This window comes from Pseudomonas sp. ASL9 (genome assembly GCF_056680335.1).
Map to the genome: position 1 here is coordinate 3,186,068 of NZ_CM155277.1, position 17,803 is coordinate 3,203,870.

Here is a 17,803-nt window from a genome sequence, read left to right on the forward strand (position 1 = left end):
ACGCCCCAGGAGTAAAACAATATGACTCTGCGTCAATTCGCAGGGCTAGGAGCCCTGTTGTCCCTTTTCATCCCTGGTTTGGCCCTGGCGGCTGATCCGGTGGTTGCCCCCGTCCTCAATTCTGGCGACACGTCGTGGATGATGACATCGACAGCGCTGGTGCTGTTCATGACCATTCCTGGCCTGGCCCTGTTCTACGGCGGTATGGTTCGCTCGAAAAATATTCTTTCGGTCATGATGCAGTGCTTCGCCATTACGGGTGTGATCAGCATTCTGTGGGTTATCTACGGCTACAGCATTGCATTCGACACAACTGGGATGGAGGTGGGCGTTGTTAACTTCAACTCTATCTTCGGCAGCCTGGCTAAGGCATTCCTTGCTGGTGTGACGCCATCGAGCATCACTGGCCCGACCGCGTTGTTCCCTGAAGCGGTGTTCGTCACCTACCAGATGACATTCGCCATCATCACTCCCGCGTTGATCGTCGGTGCGTTCGCTGAGCGCATGAAGTTCTCCGCGATGCTGATCTTCATGGGCATCTGGTTCACGCTGGTCTATGCGCCAATCGCGCACATGGTCTGGGGCGGTCCGGGCGCACTGTTGGGTGATTGGGGCGTCCTCGACTTCGCTGGCGGCACGGTGGTTCACATCAACGCCGGTGTTGCGGGTCTGGTTGCTTGCCTGGTACTGGGCAAACGTAAAGGCTTTCCAACCACACCTATGGCCCCGCACAACCTGGGCTATACCCTGATCGGCGCGGCAATGCTTTGGGTAGGCTGGTTCGGCTTCAACGCCGGCTCCGCTTCTGCGGCCAACGGTACTGCCGGTATGGCAATGCTCGTGACCCAGATCGCGACTGCTGCTGCTGCACTGGGCTGGATGTTCGCCGAATGGCTGACCCACGGTAAGCCAAGTGCTCTGGGTATCGCTTCGGGTGTGGTTGCCGGTCTGGTTGCCATCACCCCTGCCGCTGGTACTGTCGGCCCGATGGGCTCCATGGTGATCGGCCTGGCTGCTGGCGTGGTCTGCTTCTTCTGCGCTACCACCCTGAAACGCAAACTGCGCTACGACGACTCCCTGGACGCATTCGGTGTGCACGGTATCGGCGGTATCCTCGGCGCGATCCTGACCGGTGTATTCGCTGCGCCTTCGATGGGCGGCTTCAACGCGGCAACCACCGACATCGCTGCACAAGTCTGGATCCAGTGCAAAGGCGTAGGCTTCACGATCATCTACACCGCGATTGTGACCTACGTCATTCTCAAGGTACTGGACATGGTCATGGGTCTGCGTGTCACTGACGAGGAAGAAGCTGTCGGCCTCGACCTTGCGCTACACGACGAGCGTGGCTACGCCTTGTAAGCCAACGTATAAAAAATGCCCGGGTAACCGGGCATTTTTTTGTCTGGTGTTTGTCGATACAAGCACGATAACGAGGGTTGTCTGCTTTTGGAGGGTGGCTTACACAAAAGGTGGTCTATTGCGCGCTTTGTTTTTTCCTCCAGCGCGTTAGAATGCGCGCCGAAGCGTGGAGAACTGTATGTGGCAACAGACGCTGATTACCCTGCGAGCAAGGCCTCGCGGGTTTCATCTGGTAACCGACGAAATACTGGCAGGCTTGCCTGAGCTGCGCACTTGTCGGGTCGGTCTATTGCATTTGTGGCTACAACATACCTCGGCCTCGTTGACCATCAACGAGAATGCCGACCCGGCTGTGCGTCGTGACTTCGAGCGTTTTTTCAATCGTCTGGTGCCCCAGGGTATGGACGGATATGAACATGACGACGAAGGCCCCGATGATCTGCCGGCGCACTTCAAGGCCAGTTTGCTTGGCTGCCAGTTGAGTTTGCCGGTCACGGCAGGGCGATTGGCGTTGGGTATCTGGCAAGGTGTTTATCTGGGTGAGCATCGTGATGCCGGCGGTGCTCGCAGTGTCCTTGCCACGCTATACGGTGACGGGGCATGACCGCTGATTCTCAGCGGATGTTGAATTTTTCCGGCAGCCTGCGAAAGTTGGCGTAGCTGGGCTATAACTAATCTGCTTTCGCAAGTCATGAGGTAGAACATGAGCGACGACGACAACGACGATCTGGAAGACGGTCTGGAAGGTGAAGAGGACGGCGAGGAGCTTGCGGCTGTCGCCGAAGACGATGGTGCCGACACTGATGACAGCAGTGAAGCCTCGCCCACGCCTGCCAAGGGCAAAGCCAAGGCTGCGGTCTCGGTGGATGAGCTGCCTAGCATAGAAGCCAAGAACAAAGAGCGTGATGCTCTGGCCCGTGCGATGGAAGAGTTCCTCTCCAAAGGCGGCAAGGTTGTGGAGGTGGAGCCCAACGTGGTTGCCGATCCGCCGAAGAAGCCTGACAACAAGTACGGTAGCCGGCCTATCTAAGCGGCTGATTATCGAACAAGGAAAAGCCCGCTATCGCCCGCGGGCTTTTTTTGTCTGAAAATTGTGCAGAGACTGCTAAGTGACCTACCTGTGCTGGCTGTGTGGGCACCAATTTATTCGCGAAGAGTCCCCGTCAGGCACCCGAGTGCCTCAGCCCCAACTGGCCAGCAGTTCAGGCAATTGCATCAGGCTTTGAATCTCGGCATCCGGACGTTTATCCGCTTCCCAGGCCTTGCCCGCAGGATTGAACCAGATGGCGCGAAAGCCCGCCTGCTGTGCCCCTGCGATATCGTCGCCGGGATGGTCGCCGATGTGCACGGCTACGCTGGCGTCGACCTTGCCGCGCTTCAGCGCTTCAAGGAAGGGCGCCGGGTCAGGTTTGCCGATGCCTAAATCTTCGGCACACAGGGCGAACGCGAAATAATCCGCCAACCCCAAGCGGCGGACGTCGGCGTTGCCGTTAGTTACAACCCCCAAGGTGTAGGTTTTGGCGAGGATCTCCAGTGTCGGCTGAACCTCGGGAAAAATGTCGATTTGATGCCGGGCATGCAAGAAGACTTCGAAGCCCTTGTCAGCCAATGCCTGTGCTTGATCGTGAGCGTAGCCAGCATCTTCCAGCGCGTGAAACAGCACGCGTCGGCGCAGCGCACTGATTCGGTGCTTGAACGTGGGATCGGCTTCCACCAACCGTGTGCGGATCGCCCACAGATGCTCTACCGGAACCGGGCCAAGATTCGGCGCGTGTTCGGCCAGCCAGTCTCGCAGCACGGCTTCGGCGCTGACAATGACCGGGGCGGTGTCCCACAGGGTGTCATCGAGGTCGAAGGTAATCAGTTTAATCATGATCAGTGCTCTTGCTGCGTTTGGCCCTGGGATGGGCGCTGTCGTACACCGTGGCCAGATGCTGGAAGTCCAGATGCGTGTATATCTGCGTGGTGGCAATGTCTGCGTGACCGAGCAGCTCTTGAACCGCGCGTAGATCTTGCGAAGATTCAAGCAGGTGGCTGGCAAACGAATGGCGGAGCATGTGCGGATGCAGGTTCTGTCCCAGCTCGCGTTCGCCCGCTGCCTTCACGCGCAGCTGAATTGCCCTGGGGCCCAGACGGCGCCCTTGCTGGCCGATGAATACTGCATCGTCCTCCGGGTTGGCCAGTGCGCGCAACGGTAACCAGATTTCCAGGGCTTCACGGGCCTTTTTGCCTACTGGCAACACGCGGGTCTTGCTGCCTTTGCCGAGGACTTGAACCAGTCCGTCACTCAAATCAAGTTGTTCGAGATTGAGCCCGGTCAGTTCTGACAGGCGCAGGCCTGAGGAGTAGAACAGTTCCAGGATTGCTTGATCGCGACGGGCCAGAAAGTCGTCCTCGACCGCGCCGTCGAGCAATTGCAGGGCGCGATCGGCATCGAGGGTCTTCGGCAGGCGGCGCTCGCCTTTAGGCGGCGACAAGCCATTGGCCGGGTCGTGATCGCACAGGCCTTCGCGGTTCAAGTAGCGATATAGACCACGAACAGCGGACAACAGGCGCGCCAGGCTGCGCGAGGACTGGCCTTGCTGATGCAAGCGGGCAATCAGGCTGCGCAAGTGCTGAATATCCAGCGCCGACCAACTGCTTAGTTGCTGCTTCTCACAAAATGCGAGGACTTTGTTCAGGTCGCGGCGGTAGGCTTCCAGGGTATGGGATGACACTTGGCGCTCACTGCGCAGGTGCGTGCAGTAAGCGTCCAGTTGCCTTTCCATGGTCAGCGAACCGCGCGTAACGAGTGAGTGAAGCGCGGCAACACCCGACCCAGCACTTCAGCAATGTAGCTAAGGAACAGCGTACCGACGGAGCTCTTGTAGTACTGCGGATCATGGTTGCCAATGGCCAAGACACCCTGCAGGCCTTGATGCGTCAGGGCCACGACGGCGGTTGAGCCGACTTGCTGACCTTGTTCGCTGCCGAACAAAAAGGTCAGTTCATGCTCGCGCAGTGCGCCGCAGACGGTCTTGTTGCCCGAGATCAGGCTGCCGATGGCTTTTTGCGCGTTGGCACTGCTGACCCAGCGACCCACTGGCATAGGGTTGTCGCTGAACAGGATGAGGCTGACGAAAGGCACCTGGAAATCCTCACGCAGGCTGTCCTCCACGGCGATGACGACCTCTTCCAGACTGCCAGCATCCATCAGCGTGAGGATCAGGCGGCGCGTCTTGTCGAACAGCCGATCATTGTCGCGAGCCACGTCCATCAGTTGCGAAAGACGGTGGCGCATCTCGATATTGCGGTCACGCAAGAGTTTGAGCTGGCGCTCGACCAGCGACACGGTATCGCCGCGCTGATGCGGGATGCGCAGGGCTGGCAGGAGTTCTTCATGTTCAACGAAGAACTCCGGATGATCACGTAAGTAAGCGGCGATAGCCTCTGCCTCAAGGGCGGGCGCTGCGTGGCTGGCAGGTGCTTCGCTAGGCTTTTCGGCTGAAATCTGAGGCTGATCGGTCATCGGATTTGCTCACTCATAGACGAACCTGTCCTTCGAAAACCCGCACCGCGGGGCCTGTCATCATCACGGAATGGCCAGGGCCCTCCCATTCAATGGACAAACGCCCCCCGGGCAGGTCAATCAACAGGGGCGAATCCATCCAGCCCTGACTGATGGCGGCCACCGCAGCCGCGCAAGCGCCGGTACCGCAGGCCTGGGTTTCCCCGGCACCGCGCTCCCAGACGCGGAGTTGCGCGCGTTGGCGATCAACCACATGCAAGAAGCCGACATTGACCCGGGCCGGGAAGCGCGGGTGATGTTCCAGCTTCGGCCCAAGCTCATGCACGGGTGCATTATTGATGTCATCGACACGCAAAACAGCGTGTGGATTGCCCATCGATACTGCGGCAAGCTCAATAATTTGGCCATCGACTTCGACGGGATAGCTCAGCGCCTGCTCGTCGGCCTGAAACGGAATCTCTTCTGGAATCAGCCGAGGAGGGCCCATGTCGACACTTATCTGACCGTCGCTGCGGATGTCCAGTTCGATGATGCCGCTTTTAGTTTCCACGCGGATCTGGCGTTTGGCGGTCAGGCGTTTGTCCAGCACGAAGCGGGCAAAACAACGTGCGCCGTTGCCACACTGCTCGACCTCGGAACCATCGGCGTTGAAAATCCGGTAACGGAAATCAACTTCCGGGTTGCTCGGCGCTTCGACCAGCAGCAGTTGGTCGAAGCCTATCCCGGTGTGGCGATCACCCCATTGTTTGGCATGCTTGGGCAAAATGTGTGCGTGCTGGCTGACCAGGTCCAGGACCATGAAGTCGTTGCCTAAACCATGCATCTTGGTAAAACGCAGCAGCATGGGGTTACTCCGGCAGCAGGCTTTCGCCAGCAAACAGCTCTGCCACAGTCTCGCGGCGGCGCACTTCGAAAGCTTCGGTGCCATCGACCAACACTTCGGCGGCGCGGCCACGGGTGTTGTAGTTGGAACTCATGACGAAACCATACGCCCCTGCCGAATGCACAGCCAGCAAGTCACCTTCGGCCAGCACCAGTTCGCGCTCCTTGGCCAGGAAGTCACCGGTTTCGCAGATCGGTCCGACGATGTCGTAAGTGCGTGGCTGGCCGTCGCGTGGACGAACGGCGGTTACGTCCATCCAGGCCTGATACAGCGCCGGACGAATCAGGTCGTTCATCGCCGCATCGACGATGGCGAAATCCTTGTGTTCGGTGTGCTTGAGGTATTCAACCTGGGTCAGCAGCACCCCCGCATTGGCCACGATGAAGCGACCGGGTTCGAACACCAGTGCCAGATCGCGACCGTCAAGGCGTTCACGCACAGCCTTGATGTAGTCGCTGGCCAGCGGTGGCTGTTCGTCGCGATAACGCACGCCCAAACCGCCGCCCAGATCCAGATGGCGCAAGTGAATGCCGCAATCGCCGAGGCGGTCGACCAGCGCCAGCAAGCGATCCAGTGCATCAAGGAACGGCGGCAGGCTGGTCAGTTGCGACCCGATATGGCAATCGACGCCAACCACATCCAGGTTCGGCAATTGCGCGGCCCGGATGTACACGTCTTCGGCGTCGGCAATGGCAATGCCGAACTTGTTTTCTTTCAGGCCGGTGGAGATATACGGGTGGGTGCCGGCATCGACGTCCGGGTTGACGCGCAGCGAGATCGGCGCGCGTACGCCCAGTTCTGCGGCAACCACTTGCAGGCGTTCCAGTTCGTCGGTGGATTCGACGTTGAAGCAGTGCACGCCGACTTCCAGTGCGCGACGCATGTCTTCGCGGGTCTTGCCGACGCCGGAGAACACGATTTTGTCAGGCTCGCCGCCAGCGGCCAGCACGCGCTCCAGTTCACCCCGGGACACGATGTCGAAACCAGCGCCCAAGCGCGCCAGGACATTGAGTACAGCCAGGTTGGAGTTGGCTTTTACCGCGAAGCACACAAGGTGCGGCATACCGTCCAGCGCATCGGCATAGGCACGGTATTGCGCTTCGATATGCGCGCGGGAGTAGACGTAGGTCGGCGTGCCGAAACGCTCGGCAATGGCAGACAACGCTACAGCCTCCGCGAACAGTTCGCCATCGCGGTAGTTGAAGGCGTCCATGGGTGTTCCCTAGTAAGTAGAGTGCTTATGCGATTGCGGTTGCGATTGCGATGATTTCGCTTGGTCTTCAGGGGATTTGCTGTCATCGGGCATATACAACGGCCCTTTTTGACCACAGGCCGACACGAGACAAGCGACCGCGACGAGCGCAGCAAGTGAAGAGATCAGGCGCTTCATGGCGAAATCCTTTGTAAAAGCGTTAATTGCGCACGAGTATACCGGCCACCCAGCGCCTTGCCTATGCGGCCGCCTACCCGTCCGGCAGGGCTTCGGACAAGTCCCTGATGATTTGTCCTGGCGCGATGAAGCATTATCGGCATTGCCGCCTGTTGTTGGGCGGGTATGCTTTGCATTTGTCTGGAAGCGACCGTATCTTGCGGCGCTGCGTCACCGGTAGACACTTTTTTGAGGTTCCCGTAATGAGTTTGACTGAAGCCCGCTTTCACGATCTGGTCGATGCCACCCAGCAAGCGCTGGAGGATATTTTCGACGAGAGTGGTCTGGATCTGGACCTGGAAAACTCGGCTGGCGTGCTGACCGTCAAGTTCGAAAATGGCACCCAGGTGATTTTCAGCCGCCAGGAGCCATTGCGTCAGCTGTGGCTGGCCGCGCGTTCCGGTGGCTTCCATTTCGACTATGACGAAGAGCATAAGCGTTGGGTCTGCGACTCCAGCGACGAGTTGCTCAGCGAAATGCTTGCGCGCATTACCCTGGAACAGGCAGGCGTCGAGCTTGAGTTCGACGAGATCTGACCGTGACCGATAGCATTGCTCCAGCGCCAGTCAAACCGGCGAAGCCCTTGTTCAGTAATGTCAGTCCGGCAGTGCCATCGCCCTGCATCAGCGTGTGCCGGCTCGATGAACAAAAGGTTTGTCAGGGCTGCTGGCGTCCCGTGGAAGACATTCGCGAATGGCGCTCGGCGGACGATAACCGGCGCCGTCAGATTTGCGCGGATGCCGAGCAGCGCAGGCTGGACCTCTCGCAACGTTAGTGGATGTCCGCTGAAGCCTCGTCGGCTTGTGTATTTATTCGGCTGTGATAGTGTCCGGGCATGCCTCATTTGCTTGAGGCTCGTCAAAACCCCGCCTGAATCGGCGGGGTTTTGCTTTTATCGCGCAGAATAAAGGAGTCTGCCTGGATCATGAGCACCGCACCTTCAATCATCCTCACCCGACTCGACGTGCAGCGTCTTGAGCGTCTCCTCGACAGCCTGGATGAAACGACGCCGGGCGTTGCCGCGCTTCAGGCCGAACTGGACCGCGCTGAACAAGTGGTTGGCCACGATGAAGTGCCTGCCGGTGTCGTGACCATGAACTCGCGCGTGCATTGCCGCGAAGAAAGCAGCGGCAAGGATTACCACCTGAAGCTGGTCTACCCGCAGGATGCAGGTGCCGAGGGCACTGTTTCGGTGCTGGCGCCGGTGGGGTGTGCGCTGCTCGGCCTGCAGGTTGGCCAGCACATCGACTGGCCAGCGCCCGGCGGCAAGACGCTGAAACTCACGTTGCTGGCCGTGGAATATCAGCCGGAAGCGGCGGGTGAGTACGACCAGTAAGGTCCCTGATCGCGGGCAAGCACGCTCCTACACATAGAGCGCTTGCCCCATGGCGTTGTTCAGCGCTCTTTCCAGGTCTGCCTTGTAGCGCAGAAACAGAATGCTTTGCCCGCGAACATCGCCCAATAAACCGGACAGGTCGAGGTCGGTGATGTAGCAGCGGTAGCGCTGGGTTTCGCTTCGCTGTTCGAGAATCTGTTGGGCCACTACTGCAAACAGTTGCTCGCCATATTCCAGTTCGGAAAACTCTTGATGGTTGCAGTACAAGGTGACGCTCACCTGCCCCGGTGCTGCTTCCTCGATGATCGCCTGCACGTCATAGAACCGCTTTTCGAGCGGGGTGGCGGGTGTCACGCGAGGCTCGATCCGCCGAGCGCGGCCTGCGCCGTTGGGCAGCACCTGGTAGTACAGGATTTCCAGCGCGGACGGTTCCAGTGGATTGTCCAGCGGCAACAGGGCGCCACGTCGATACACCAGTGACTGGAAGAAGCGTTGCAGCGGCACCAGCAAGCTTGATTCATCGTGGTACGGCAAACGCTGATGCCATAGCGCGTTGTGCTCATCAAGCACATAGAGGTCGGCGTGGGGTTCGTTGATACGGTAAAAAACCTGTATGCATTCCGGCTGGCCGTGGGGCAGGATCAGCGCCAGATCATGTTCGTCCAGCGCGTTTGTGTCCACGTGCAGCGGGCTGTAGCTGGGTAACTCCTCGCCCAAGTAATCAAGCAGCGCCGGCAAACTGGCCAGTGCCACGTGATTGACCTGTCCGGGCACCATTTCCAGGACGTGGTAGTGCTGCTGAACCTGGATCAGGTAACGGTGATTGAGCCGTCGGGTGAGCAGCAATTGGGCGGTGTTCACCAACTCTTCGACGCGCTGGGCAATGGCCGGCGCGCGGTTGTGGCAGAAGCAACGCACGCGTACATGCGGTTGCTCAGGGCCTTCGGGCAGATTACTGAGGAAATCGCTCAGGCAGCTAAGTAACGCATGAGGCCCGTCGTAACGGTTGACCCGCATTTCATTCCAGCTGTTGAGCGTGATCTGGTCGAGGGTAAGCACCAGATTCTCCCGAACCCCGGCATAACTCAGCGAGTCGGTGCGCTCGGTGGTCATCAGGATATTCAGATCCCGGTGATGTTTGAGCGGATCGATGCCGACGTTGATCAGCATTAGCACCTCGCTGGGCACGCTAGGGCGCAACAGTTGCTCATCGCTGACGCTGACGAGGGGCAGTGCCATGGCCTGCTGCAGGCTGCCGATCAGGTTGAACAGTTCAAACTCGGTCAAATCGCTGCTGCCGGGGTGCAGCGCCAGGCGCGTGGTGGTGTCGATCACGTTGTTGCGATGACACCATGCCAGCAGTTCGAGCAATTCCCTGCTGCGCTTGATCGGTGAAAAATGCTCCCACTCATGCGCACCAAGGTTCCCGTTGTACAGGCCCCATTGGCTTTTTCCCGGTTCGCGACGACTGGGTGACTGCACCAGCGTCAGCGTGTCTTCGGCCAGGTCCGGGGCGATCCCCGGATTGATGAACTCGACTTTGCCGGCCTTGCGCTCGAAGGCAGCATACAAACGACGTCCCAACACGTTGAGGTCGCGCTTATTGATCAAGCTGGCCACCTGTTGGGTGCGTGCAAACTGCGTCAGAAAGCGATAGCTGTAGTTGAGTTCATTGACTAGCGCGCGGCGTTCAGTGGTGACTTGTCGGACTTTCCACTGACTACGACTGTCGAGCAGCGCCAGTTGGCGTTCATCCCAACCCCACTCCTGGGCCAGTCGCTCCAGCAGTAAACGCTGCCAACGCGTGGTGCGCTGGCGGGTGGAGCCGGTGAGTTTTTTGTTGACCTTCAAATACAGGCTGCGCCGCACCAGCTCCAAGCGTTCCGGTTCGCCTCGGGCGTTGAGGTATTCCTCTATGCGCCGATACACAACCATGTAGGGGTCCAGTTCGTCGAGGTCGAGCTTGTTGGCGAAGACCGCCTGTTTGAAGCGCAGGCTCAGGCATTGCACCTGAGGGTGTTCGCTGGCGTAGACCTCAATCAGCAACAGTTTAAGCACTGACTTGTAAGGCGACTCGATGCCTTTAAACAGCTGCCACAGGCCCGCACCAATGAATTCGCCGGGTGGGATATGCGCCAGGTGGCCGAGATCGAGCATCTCGTCAGCCCGAATGAATCGCTTGGACAGCAGCGTGTGGGTGTACTCGTCGTACCGCTGCTCGTCGTAGACCGGCACCAGCCACCACAAGGGTGTGCGGCCGGCCAACCAGATGGCGGTGCGATAGAACTCATCCAGCAGCAGATAGTGCTGGGTGGTGCCGCAATCTTCGGAGCTGAGTTGGGCGTCGCGCTCGCCGAGCACGAAACGTGTTGGGTCGATCAGAAAGAAGTGCGCTTCAGCGCCCTGGCTTGCGGCCCAGGCCTCCAGCGCCTGGCATTTTTTGCGCAGCTCGGTGATGGCGTCCTGCCCAAGCTCGGGCGCGTGACAGACCCACACATCCATATCACTCTGCTCGGCCTGGGCCAGTGTGCCGAGGCTGCCCATCAAGAACAGGCCGTGAATCGGCTGCGGCGGATTGCCGTGGCGCGGCTTGTAGGAGAACGAGCGGGTCAGTCGTTGGGCTTCGGCCAGGGCCTGAGTGTCAGGCTCATAGCTCGACACCCCGGCCGGGGTACTGCCGGAAATATAGCCAGGCAGGAGCGGGTGATTGACGTGAAAGAACAGCGGCAGAAGCGTCAACACCGCCTGTTGACGCGTTGACAACCCCTCCATGGCACGGCTCAGCCGCTCACTGTTGAGGGTTAGAAAGCGGGCGCGTAACTGGCTGAGAACCTTGCGGTCGATCCCCTCATCCAGGTTGGGGCGAATTTCATAAGTACGCGTCATCGCAAACAACCGGCGGGCGAGGCTCGAAAGAAGGATTCAAGACAACGGGCAGTTTACAACCTATGACCAGGCAGTTTTAAGCTGATTTTTTATTTTGGCGTCAAATTTTTATCGGTGATATTCCCGGAAATGAGAGCGCTGAAGGAATGGCTCGCGAGTTCGCTTTTGAGGGACGTCGAGCCTCCCGCGAGCCAAGCAGCGTTTCAGGCCGTTTCGGTTACATCCAGAATGGTTAATAGCGATTGGGTATGCTCGGCAGCTTCGAGCCCAAGACTGGTCAGATAGCCACCATCGGGTTGGGTGATCAGCCCTTTTTCGAAGAGTCGTTGTGCGGCTGCGATCGCGGTTGGAGCGGCTACGTGATGGACTTTCAAGCCCTCAAGGTTATTGCCCAGATTGAACAGTGCGAGGATTTCCAGTTCGGCAACCAAATCAGGGGTATACGACATAGGCACTCCAGACATTTCCAGTAATACGCCGCAGCAGCCCTGTGAGAGTGTCTAGAGTCAAGGCACAGGAACGAGCTGTTCTGCGCTTATTGAGCTCTTGAGGACCCATAAAGCCGGCTTGGCGTGACAGCCCCGGAGGTCATGTGGCAGCGGGGCCTTAGGAGTGTAGCCATGCTGCAGCTTTTTTGCAGCGGTATCTCTGGCCAGTCGTCATTTGACTTCGGGCGGCAGCTCCGGCAAAGCGCGAAGGGCCTGTTCGTACCACTCGGTATTGAACGGGCGGTCTTCCTCAAGCAACGCATCAATTTCAACCGCTAGCACGTGGGCCATCAGTTGGAGGATTTCTTCACGCTCGTAACCCACGAGGGTGAGTTTGTTGAGCGTGGCTTTGGCGGCGGGCGGATTGTCGCTTTCGATCTGATTTTCGATAGCCTGAGTCAGGGTCGATTCAGCGAATTCTTCGTCATCGTCGTTGTTGATTTGATCGTTCATGGATGTTCCTGAAAAAAGAAGGCGCTATAGGCGCGCGCTTGCAACCACGCGCGCCTACAGGTTTTTGATTTAGCGGGTTGCCAGCAGCACCTGACCACGAATCACAGCCGCTTTGACCTGCACCGGCGCAGTGCCGCCGATGTGGTTGCGAGCGTTGACCGAGCCTTCGAGGGTCAGCACCGCAAACACGTCCTGATCGATCTGGTCGCTGAACCGACGCAGTTCTTCCAGGCTCATCTCGGCCAGGTCCTTGCCGCTTTCCACGCCGTACTTCACCGCATGCCCAACGATTTCGTGGCAATCACGGAATGGCAGGCCGCGACGAACCAGATAATCAGCGAGGTCGGTAGCGGTGGAGAAGCCACGCAAGGCGGCTTCACGCATGATCGCGTGCTTGGGTTTGATCGCCGGAATCATGTCGGCAAATGCACGCAGTGAATCGCGCAGGGTGTCGGCGGCGTCGAACAACGGTTCTTTGTCTTCCTGGTTGTCCTTGTTGTAGGCCAGTGGCTGGCCCTTCATCAAGGTTAGCAGGCCCATCAACGCCCCAAAGACCCGGCCGCTTTTGCCGCGTACCAGTTCAGGCACGTCGGGGTTTTTCTTTTGCGGCATGATCGAGCTGCCGGTGCAGAAGCGATCAGGCAGATCAATGAATTGGAACTGCGCACTGGTCCACAGCACCAACTCTTCGGAGAAGCGCGACAAGTGCATCATCGCCACGCTGGCTGCGGCGCAGAATTCGATGGCGAAGTCGCGATCAGACACGCTGTCCAGCGAGTTGCCGCCTACGGCATCGAAGCCCAGCAGCCTGCAGGTCAGTTCGCGGTCAATCGGGTAGGTGGTGCCAGCCAGTGCCGCGCTGCCCAATGGCAAACGATTGAGGCGCTTGCGGCAGTCTACCAGGCGCTCGTAATCACGGCTGAGCATCTCGAACCAGGCCAACATGTGGTGGCCGAAGGTTACCGGCTGCGCGGTTTGCAGGTGAGTGAAACCGGGCATGATGGTCTCGGCTTCGCGCTCGGCTTGCCCCAGCAGGCCTTCTTGCAGGCGGGTGATTTCCGCCAGGATCACGTCGATTTCGTCGCGCAACCACAGGCGGATATCGGTTGCGACCTGGTCGTTACGGCTACGCCCGGTGTGCAGTTTTTTGCCGGTGATACCGATGCGGTCGGTCAGACGCGCTTCGATGTTCATGTGCACATCTTCCAGATCGATACGCCAGTCAAAGTTGCCGGCTTCGATCTCGGTCTGAATGGTTTTCAGGCCGTCGATGATGGTATCGCGCTCGACGTCGGTCAAAACACCAACGTGGGCCAACATGGTCGCGTGGGCGATGGAGCCCAGGATGTCATGGCGATAGAGGCGTTGATCGAAGGTGACGGAGGCGGTGAAGCGGGCGACGAACGCGTCGACGGGTTCACTGAAGCGGCCGCCCCAGGACTGATTGGTCTTGTCGGTGCTCATGGGTTCGCTCGTTAGTTTGCTGGCTGCTGTTTAAAAAAATGGCGTGGCCGATTTTGAAATGGGCGCAGGGATAATAACAGGGTTGCTGTTTTTTTATCCTTGACCGGCTTGCGGCAGGGTCTGGCGACAGAGACACTGGCCCGATGCGAAATAACCGTTTGAATGCCGGCGCAGTGTCTGAACCCGGTAAAGAATTTTTTTGCCCGAAGAGCTTGGTGATGTGGCATGACGAGGTTGCGTTGGCGAAACGTTATTTATTGATTGAGCAATATCGCCTTGGCGAGCGTCTACAGTTGGAGTAGAGAGTGAGTGCAATTCCAGACGACTTGCCGATTCCACAGCTAACCTTACAACCACTGCTTGAAAACGCCTTCGTCTACGGTATTGCCCCTCGGGTTGAAGGCGGCGTAGTAAGGGTCGAAGCAACCTATAAAAAGGGAGAGTTCATATTGTGTATCAGCAATCCCTATGACGAAGTTGCCGAAAGGCAGGCTTCCAACGGTACTCATCAGGCCTTGGTGAACATTGGTGCACGCATTGCGGCACTTTTTGGTCCCCGCGCGAGTCTGAGCGTGGAGCGCCGTGACGGTCGTCACTTCACCTGTCTACGCTATCCTTGTGCGAGACTCACGCAGGAAGCCAAAGCAATATGAATGTCCTGATCGTTGATGACGAACCTCTGGCCCGCGAGCGTCTAAGCCGCCTGGTCAGCGAACTCGAGGGTTATCGAGTACTGGAACCCAGCGCCACCAACGGCGAAGAAGCCTTGGCGTTGATCGATAGCCTTAAACCGGATGTCGTGTTACTCGACATCCGTATGCCGGGCCTGGATGGCCTGCAAGTCGCCGCTCGATTGTGCGAGCGCGAGTCGCCGCCTGCCGTGGTGTTTTGTACTGCCCATGACGAGTTCGCCCTAGAGGCATTTCAGGGTAGCGACGTGGGTTATCTGGTCAAACCGGTTCGTGCCGAGCATTTGCTCGAAGCCTTGAAAAAAGCCGAGCGCCCTAATCGGGTGCAGTTGGCGGCGATGACCCGGCCTGCGGCTGAAAGCGGTAACGGCCCGCGCAGTCACATCAGTGCGCGAACCCGCAAAGGCATCGAACTTATTCCGCTTAACCAAGTGATTTATTTCATCGCGGATCACAAGTACGTGACCTTGCGCCATGGCGGCGGAGAGGTGCTGCTGGACGAGCCACTCAAGGCGCTGGAAGATGAGTTCGGTGATCGTTTTGTGCGCATCCACCGTAACGCACTGGTCGCCCGTGACCGCATCGAGCGCTTGCAGCGCACGCCTTTGGGCCATTTTCAGCTGTTCCTGAAAGGCCTCAATGGTGATGCCTTGATCGTCAGCCGTCGGCATGTGGCCGGGGTGCGCAAGATGATGCAGCAGTTGTAAAAACGGCCCGGGCAAGCCCTTGTAGGAGCGCGGGGGACGCCCAGTCCTTGCCCGCGATAGCGGTTTGTCTAATGCCGAAATGTTGATCCTGCAAATGCCATCGCGGGCAAACGCTCCTATCAGACAACAGATAACTCATTGGAAAATAAAGAATAAGTGTTATTAAATTTCCAGCAAAACACTGATCCCAAGGAGCTGCCGGAGGCTGCGATCGGCTGCGATCGGCTGCGTAGCAGTCGTAAACTCTGGATTGCTGAAGGTCGTGCCGACCTTTTCGCAGCCTTCGGCAGCTCCTACAGGGGCCCCGTTTGCTGCGCGACAGCGCAGCGTCGAAGACGCGGCGGGGCCTCCTATAAAGCTTTTTTTAATCTTTTAAAAACAATGTGTTGGCGCTGATCTTGATGTGTATATCCGGCATTTGAGTGTGCTGGAATTACGGTTTCGCTCTTACAGCGAGGGACCTTTTTCAGACGTCGGGACGCCGAACCGCAAAAAGGTACCCCAAAACGCTTGCCCCGCCATACGGATCCTCGCCTAGGCTCGGATTTCCCTTACTCGGCGTCCTTGCCTCGTTACCCCCTGCGCAACGCCTGTGCTCGGCCTCCTGGAAACGGGGCCTTGCCGTAATTTGGTAGTCAATTCACTCCAAATCCCAAAGGCAGATCAAAATCTCTAATGTAGGAGCGAATTCATTCGCGAAGGCGGCGTACCTGACACGCTGCCACCAATGACGACACCCAAATCGCAACCCAGTTTGCTGCGCGACAGCGCGGCGTCGAAGACGGGGCGGCATCTCCTACAGAGGTCATGGCCGAGCTGTTATTATCCGTCGTATCTATTCAAGTACGGATTTACCCATGTCCTCTCGCGAAATCCGCATTGCTACCCGCAAAAGTGCGTTGGCCCTGTGGCAGGCCGAATACGTTAAGGCCCGTCTGGAGCAGTTTCATCCAGGGTTGGTCGTGACGCTGGTGCCCATGGTCAGTCGTGGCGACAAGCTGCTCGACTCGCCGTTGTCCAAAATTGGTGGCAAGGGTTTGTTCGTCAAGGAGCTGGAAACGGCCCTGCTTGAGCAGGAAGCCGACATCGCTGTGCACTCGATGAAAGACGTGCCAATGGACTTCCCCCCAAGCCTTGGTTTGTTCTGCATTTGCGAGCGTGAAGACCCGCGTGATGCTTTTGTGTCCAACACATTCGCCAGCCTGGAACAGTTGCCTGCCGGCAGCGTCGTTGGCACTTCTAGCCTGCGTCGCCAAGCCCAATTGCTGACGCGTCGACCTGATCTTGAAATCCGTTTCTTGCGGGGTAACGTCAACACCCGACTGGCGAAGCTGGATGCCGGTGAATATGACGCGATCATCCTTGCTGCCGCTGGTTTGATTCGTCTCGGTTTTGAAAGCCGGATCACCTCGGCGATCAGCGTCGAGGACAGCTTGCCAGCCGGTGGCCAAGGCGCGGTGGGTATCGAATGCCGCAGTGCTGACACTGAAATCCATGCCCTGCTCGCACCGCTGCATCATGCCGACACGGCCGTGCGGGTTACTGCCGAGCGCGCATTGAACAAACACCTGAATGGCGGCTGCCAAGTCCCGATTGCCTGTTACGCCGTGCTTGAAGGCGAGCAGGTCTGGTTGCGTGGTTTGGTGGGCGACCCTGCGGGCGGCCTGTTGCTCAATGCCGAGGCGCGAGGCCCGCAATCTGACGCTCAGGCGCTAGGTGTGCAGGTGGCTGAAGCGTTGCTGGCACAAGGCGCGCAAGCCATCCTGCAAGCAGTGTATGGCGAGGCGGGCGAAGAGTGACCGGTTGGCGTCTGCTGTTGACCCGGCCTGAGCAGGAGTCCGCAGCGCTGGCGACAGCCCTGGCCGAGGCGGGCATCTACAGCAGCAGCCTGCCGCTACTGGATATCGAGCCGTTGCCCATCACGCCCGCGCAGCGCTCGATCATTTTCGACCTGGACCTTTATCGCGTGGTGATCGTTGTCAGCAAACCGGCCGCACGTCTGGGCCTGGCGTTGATCGACGAGCTGTGGCCGCAACCGCCAATCCAGCAATGGTTCAGCGTGGGTGCAGCGACTGCGCAGATTCTTGAAGACTACGGCCTGGACGTCACTTACCCGGCGTGCGGTAACGACAGCGAAGCCTTGCTCGATCTGCCGCAGTTGCAGCAAGCGTTGGCACTGCCGGGAGCCCGCGTGTTGATTCTGCGTGGCGAAGGCGGCCGAGAGCTGCTGGCCGAGCGCCTGCGTGCGCTAGGTGCTAGTGTCGATTATCTACCGCTGTACCGACGTAACTTGCCGCACTACGCCGTTTCAGAGTTGCCACGGCGCATCGAAGTGGAACGCTTGAACGGCCTGGTGGTCAGCAGTGGACAGGGTTTTGAACACCTGCGTGAACTGGCGGGCGATGCGTGGCAGGACCTTGCCCGATTACCGCTGTTCGTACCGAGCCCCCGGGTTGCCGAGCTGGCTCATGCTGCCGGAGCCCGGACAGTTGTGGATTGCCGTGGCGCTAATGCTGCGGCTTTGCTGGCGGCGTTACGGGAACATCCCGTGCCTGCCCTCTAGGCGTAGCAGAGATGGGCTCATTCAGAATAGAGTCG

19 protein-coding genes and 1 pseudogene are annotated in these 17,803 nt (G+C 58.7%); 10 read left to right on the forward strand and 10 right to left on the reverse strand.

The genetic code is table 11. The features are described 5' to 3' along the window. Window positions 1–21: 21 nt before the first annotated feature. The 3 genes from AC1ME2_RS14630 to sutA all read left to right on the forward strand — a co-directional run bounded on the left by AC1ME2_RS14630 (window position 22) and on the right by sutA (window position 2,392). The gene (locus AC1ME2_RS14630; RefSeq protein ID WP_480434804.1) at window positions 22–1,362 is read left to right on the forward strand and encodes an ammonium transporter; all 1,341 of its coding nucleotides are present in this window, start codon (window positions 22–24) and stop codon (window positions 1,360–1,362) included. A gap of 178 nt (window positions 1,363–1,540) precedes the next feature. Then, a complete protein-coding gene (locus AC1ME2_RS14635) occupies window positions 1,541–1,966 on the forward strand; it encodes a secondary thiamine-phosphate synthase enzyme YjbQ (protein ID WP_480434805.1) in 426 nt (141 codons plus the stop codon). Window positions 1,967–2,065: 99 nt separating this feature from the next. Further along, a complete protein-coding gene (gene sutA, locus AC1ME2_RS14640) occupies window positions 2,066–2,392 on the forward strand; it encodes a transcriptional regulator SutA (protein ID WP_480434806.1) in 327 nt (108 codons plus the stop codon). A gap of 150 nt (window positions 2,393–2,542) precedes the next feature. Here the strand turns inward: sutA and AC1ME2_RS14645 are convergent, their stop codons facing one another. The 6 genes from AC1ME2_RS14645 to lptM are packed head-to-tail and all read right to left on the reverse strand — an operon-like array spanning window position 2,543 to window position 7,143. Further along, window positions 2,543–3,235 carry an HAD family hydrolase gene (locus tag AC1ME2_RS14645; RefSeq protein WP_480434807.1) on the reverse strand — a complete coding sequence of 231 codons (693 nt, stop codon included), beginning with the start codon at window positions 3,233–3,235 and terminating at the stop codon, window positions 2,543–2,545. Next, window positions 3,228–4,130: a tyrosine recombinase XerC gene (gene xerC / locus AC1ME2_RS14650; RefSeq protein WP_480434808.1), complete on the reverse strand. Its 903-nt coding sequence runs from the start codon at window positions 4,128–4,130 to the stop codon at window positions 3,228–3,230. The genes AC1ME2_RS14645 and xerC overlap by 8 nt, the downstream gene beginning before the upstream one ends. A 2-nt stretch (window positions 4,131–4,132) precedes the next feature. Continuing rightward, on the reverse strand, window positions 4,133–4,870 hold the full coding sequence (locus AC1ME2_RS14655) for a DUF484 family protein (RefSeq protein ID WP_480434809.1): 738 nt from the start codon (window positions 4,868–4,870) through the stop codon (window positions 4,133–4,135). A gap of 13 nt (window positions 4,871–4,883) precedes the next feature. Then, window positions 4,884–5,714, reverse strand: a complete 831-nt coding sequence (dapF, locus tag AC1ME2_RS14660; protein WP_480434810.1) for a diaminopimelate epimerase — start codon at window positions 5,712–5,714, stop codon at window positions 4,884–4,886. Window positions 5,715–5,718: 4 nt separating this feature from the next. Further along, complete coding sequence (lysA, locus tag AC1ME2_RS14665; RefSeq protein WP_480434811.1) at window positions 5,719–6,966, reverse strand: diaminopimelate decarboxylase; 1,248 nt, start codon at window positions 6,964–6,966, stop codon at window positions 5,719–5,721. A 9-nt stretch (window positions 6,967–6,975) separates the two neighbouring features. After that, entirely contained in the window at window positions 6,976–7,143 is a 168-nt protein-coding gene (lptM, locus tag AC1ME2_RS14670; protein WP_480434812.1) for an LPS translocon maturation chaperone LptM, read from the reverse strand. 242 nt (window positions 7,144–7,385) lie between these two features. Between lptM and cyaY the strand changes: the two genes are divergently transcribed. The 3 genes from cyaY (at window position 7,386) to rnk (ending at window position 8,518) form a co-directional block, all read left to right on the forward strand. Further along, window positions 7,386–7,718, forward strand: a complete 333-nt coding sequence (cyaY, locus tag AC1ME2_RS14675) for an iron donor protein CyaY (RefSeq protein ID WP_480434813.1) — start codon at window positions 7,386–7,388, stop codon at window positions 7,716–7,718. 2 nt (window positions 7,719–7,720) lie between these two features. After that, window positions 7,721–7,957, forward strand: coding sequence for a DUF1289 domain-containing protein (locus AC1ME2_RS14680; RefSeq protein WP_480434814.1), 237 nt, complete (start codon window positions 7,721–7,723; stop codon window positions 7,955–7,957). Between the two features lie 150 nt (window positions 7,958–8,107). Continuing rightward, window positions 8,108–8,518: a nucleoside diphosphate kinase regulator gene (rnk, locus tag AC1ME2_RS14685; protein ID WP_480434815.1), complete on the forward strand. Its 411-nt coding sequence runs from the start codon at window positions 8,108–8,110 to the stop codon at window positions 8,516–8,518. Between the two features lie 27 nt (window positions 8,519–8,545). Here the strand turns inward: rnk and AC1ME2_RS14690 are convergent, their stop codons facing one another. From AC1ME2_RS14690 to argH, 4 genes are all read right to left on the reverse strand, one after another. Further along, window positions 8,546–11,404, reverse strand: a complete 2,859-nt coding sequence (locus AC1ME2_RS14690) for a class I adenylate cyclase (protein WP_480434816.1) — start codon at window positions 11,402–11,404, stop codon at window positions 8,546–8,548. A 203-nt stretch (window positions 11,405–11,607) separates the two neighbouring features. Continuing rightward, a complete protein-coding gene (locus tag AC1ME2_RS14695) occupies window positions 11,608–11,853 on the reverse strand; it encodes a TIGR02647 family protein (RefSeq protein WP_480434817.1) in 246 nt (81 codons plus the stop codon). Window positions 11,854–12,063: 210 nt separating this feature from the next. Beyond that, window positions 12,064–12,345: a hypothetical protein gene (locus AC1ME2_RS14700; RefSeq protein WP_480434818.1), complete on the reverse strand. Its 282-nt coding sequence runs from the start codon at window positions 12,343–12,345 to the stop codon at window positions 12,064–12,066. A gap of 69 nt (window positions 12,346–12,414) precedes the next feature. After that, window positions 12,415–13,809: an argininosuccinate lyase gene (gene argH, locus AC1ME2_RS14705; protein WP_480434819.1), complete on the reverse strand. Its 1,395-nt coding sequence runs from the start codon at window positions 13,807–13,809 to the stop codon at window positions 12,415–12,417. Window positions 13,810–14,012: 203 nt separating this feature from the next. Here argH and AC1ME2_RS14710 point away from each other — a divergent pair. The 4 genes and pseudogenes from AC1ME2_RS14710 to AC1ME2_RS14725 form a co-directional block, all read left to right on the forward strand. Further along, window positions 14,013–14,462: pseudogene (locus tag AC1ME2_RS14710) on the forward strand (sensor histidine kinase); the annotation flags it as partial. After that, window positions 14,459–15,205 (forward strand): LytR/AlgR family response regulator transcription factor, encoded by a 747-nt coding sequence (locus tag AC1ME2_RS14715; RefSeq protein ID WP_480434820.1) that lies wholly within the window; start codon window positions 14,459–14,461, stop codon window positions 15,203–15,205. The pseudogene AC1ME2_RS14710 and the gene AC1ME2_RS14715, both read left to right, overlap by 4 nt. Window positions 15,206–16,062: 857 nt before the next feature. Then, window positions 16,063–17,004, forward strand: a complete 942-nt coding sequence (hemC, locus tag AC1ME2_RS14720; RefSeq protein WP_480434821.1) for a hydroxymethylbilane synthase — start codon at window positions 16,063–16,065, stop codon at window positions 17,002–17,004. Further along, window positions 17,001–17,768 (forward strand): uroporphyrinogen-III synthase, encoded by a 768-nt coding sequence (locus tag AC1ME2_RS14725; protein WP_480434822.1) that lies wholly within the window; start codon window positions 17,001–17,003, stop codon window positions 17,766–17,768. The genes hemC and AC1ME2_RS14725 overlap by 4 nt, the downstream gene beginning before the upstream one ends. Window positions 17,769–17,803: the final 35 nt, after the last annotated feature.

Coding starts and splice junctions, on each gene's coding strand:
- AC1ME2_RS14635 (WP_480434805.1), top strand. CDS start 1,541: ATGTGGCAACAGACGCTGATTACCCTGCGAGCAAGGCCTCGCGGGTTT.
- AC1ME2_RS14695 (WP_480434817.1), bottom strand. CDS start 11,853: ATGTCGTATACCCCTGATTTGGTTGCCGAACTGGAAATCCTCGCACTG.
- xerC (WP_480434808.1), bottom strand. CDS start 4,130: ATGGAAAGGCAACTGGACGCTTACTGCACGCACCTGCGCAGTGAGCGC.
- AC1ME2_RS14655 (WP_480434809.1), bottom strand. CDS start 4,870: ATGACCGATCAGCCTCAGATTTCAGCCGAAAAGCCTAGCGAAGCACCT.
- AC1ME2_RS14630 (WP_480434804.1), top strand. CDS start 22: ATGACTCTGCGTCAATTCGCAGGGCTAGGAGCCCTGTTGTCCCTTTTC.
- rnk (WP_480434815.1), top strand. CDS start 8,108: ATGAGCACCGCACCTTCAATCATCCTCACCCGACTCGACGTGCAGCGT.
- AC1ME2_RS14645 (WP_480434807.1), bottom strand. CDS start 3,235: ATGATTAAACTGATTACCTTCGACCTCGATGACACCCTGTGGGACACC.
- AC1ME2_RS14715 (WP_480434820.1), top strand. CDS start 14,459: ATGAATGTCCTGATCGTTGATGACGAACCTCTGGCCCGCGAGCGTCTA.
- cyaY (WP_480434813.1), top strand. CDS start 7,386: ATGAGTTTGACTGAAGCCCGCTTTCACGATCTGGTCGATGCCACCCAG.
- AC1ME2_RS14700 (WP_480434818.1), bottom strand. CDS start 12,345: ATGAACGATCAAATCAACAACGACGATGACGAAGAATTCGCTGAATCG.
- sutA (WP_480434806.1), top strand. CDS start 2,066: ATGAGCGACGACGACAACGACGATCTGGAAGACGGTCTGGAAGGTGAA.
- lysA (WP_480434811.1), bottom strand. CDS start 6,966: ATGGACGCCTTCAACTACCGCGATGGCGAACTGTTCGCGGAGGCTGTA.
- AC1ME2_RS14690 (WP_480434816.1), bottom strand. CDS start 11,404: ATGACGCGTACTTATGAAATTCGCCCCAACCTGGATGAGGGGATCGAC.
- dapF (WP_480434810.1), bottom strand. CDS start 5,714: ATGCTGCTGCGTTTTACCAAGATGCATGGTTTAGGCAACGACTTCATG.
- lptM (WP_480434812.1), bottom strand. CDS start 7,143: ATGAAGCGCCTGATCTCTTCACTTGCTGCGCTCGTCGCGGTCGCTTGT.
- hemC (WP_480434821.1), top strand. CDS start 16,063: ATGTCCTCTCGCGAAATCCGCATTGCTACCCGCAAAAGTGCGTTGGCC.
- argH (WP_480434819.1), bottom strand. CDS start 13,809: ATGAGCACCGACAAGACCAATCAGTCCTGGGGCGGCCGCTTCAGTGAA.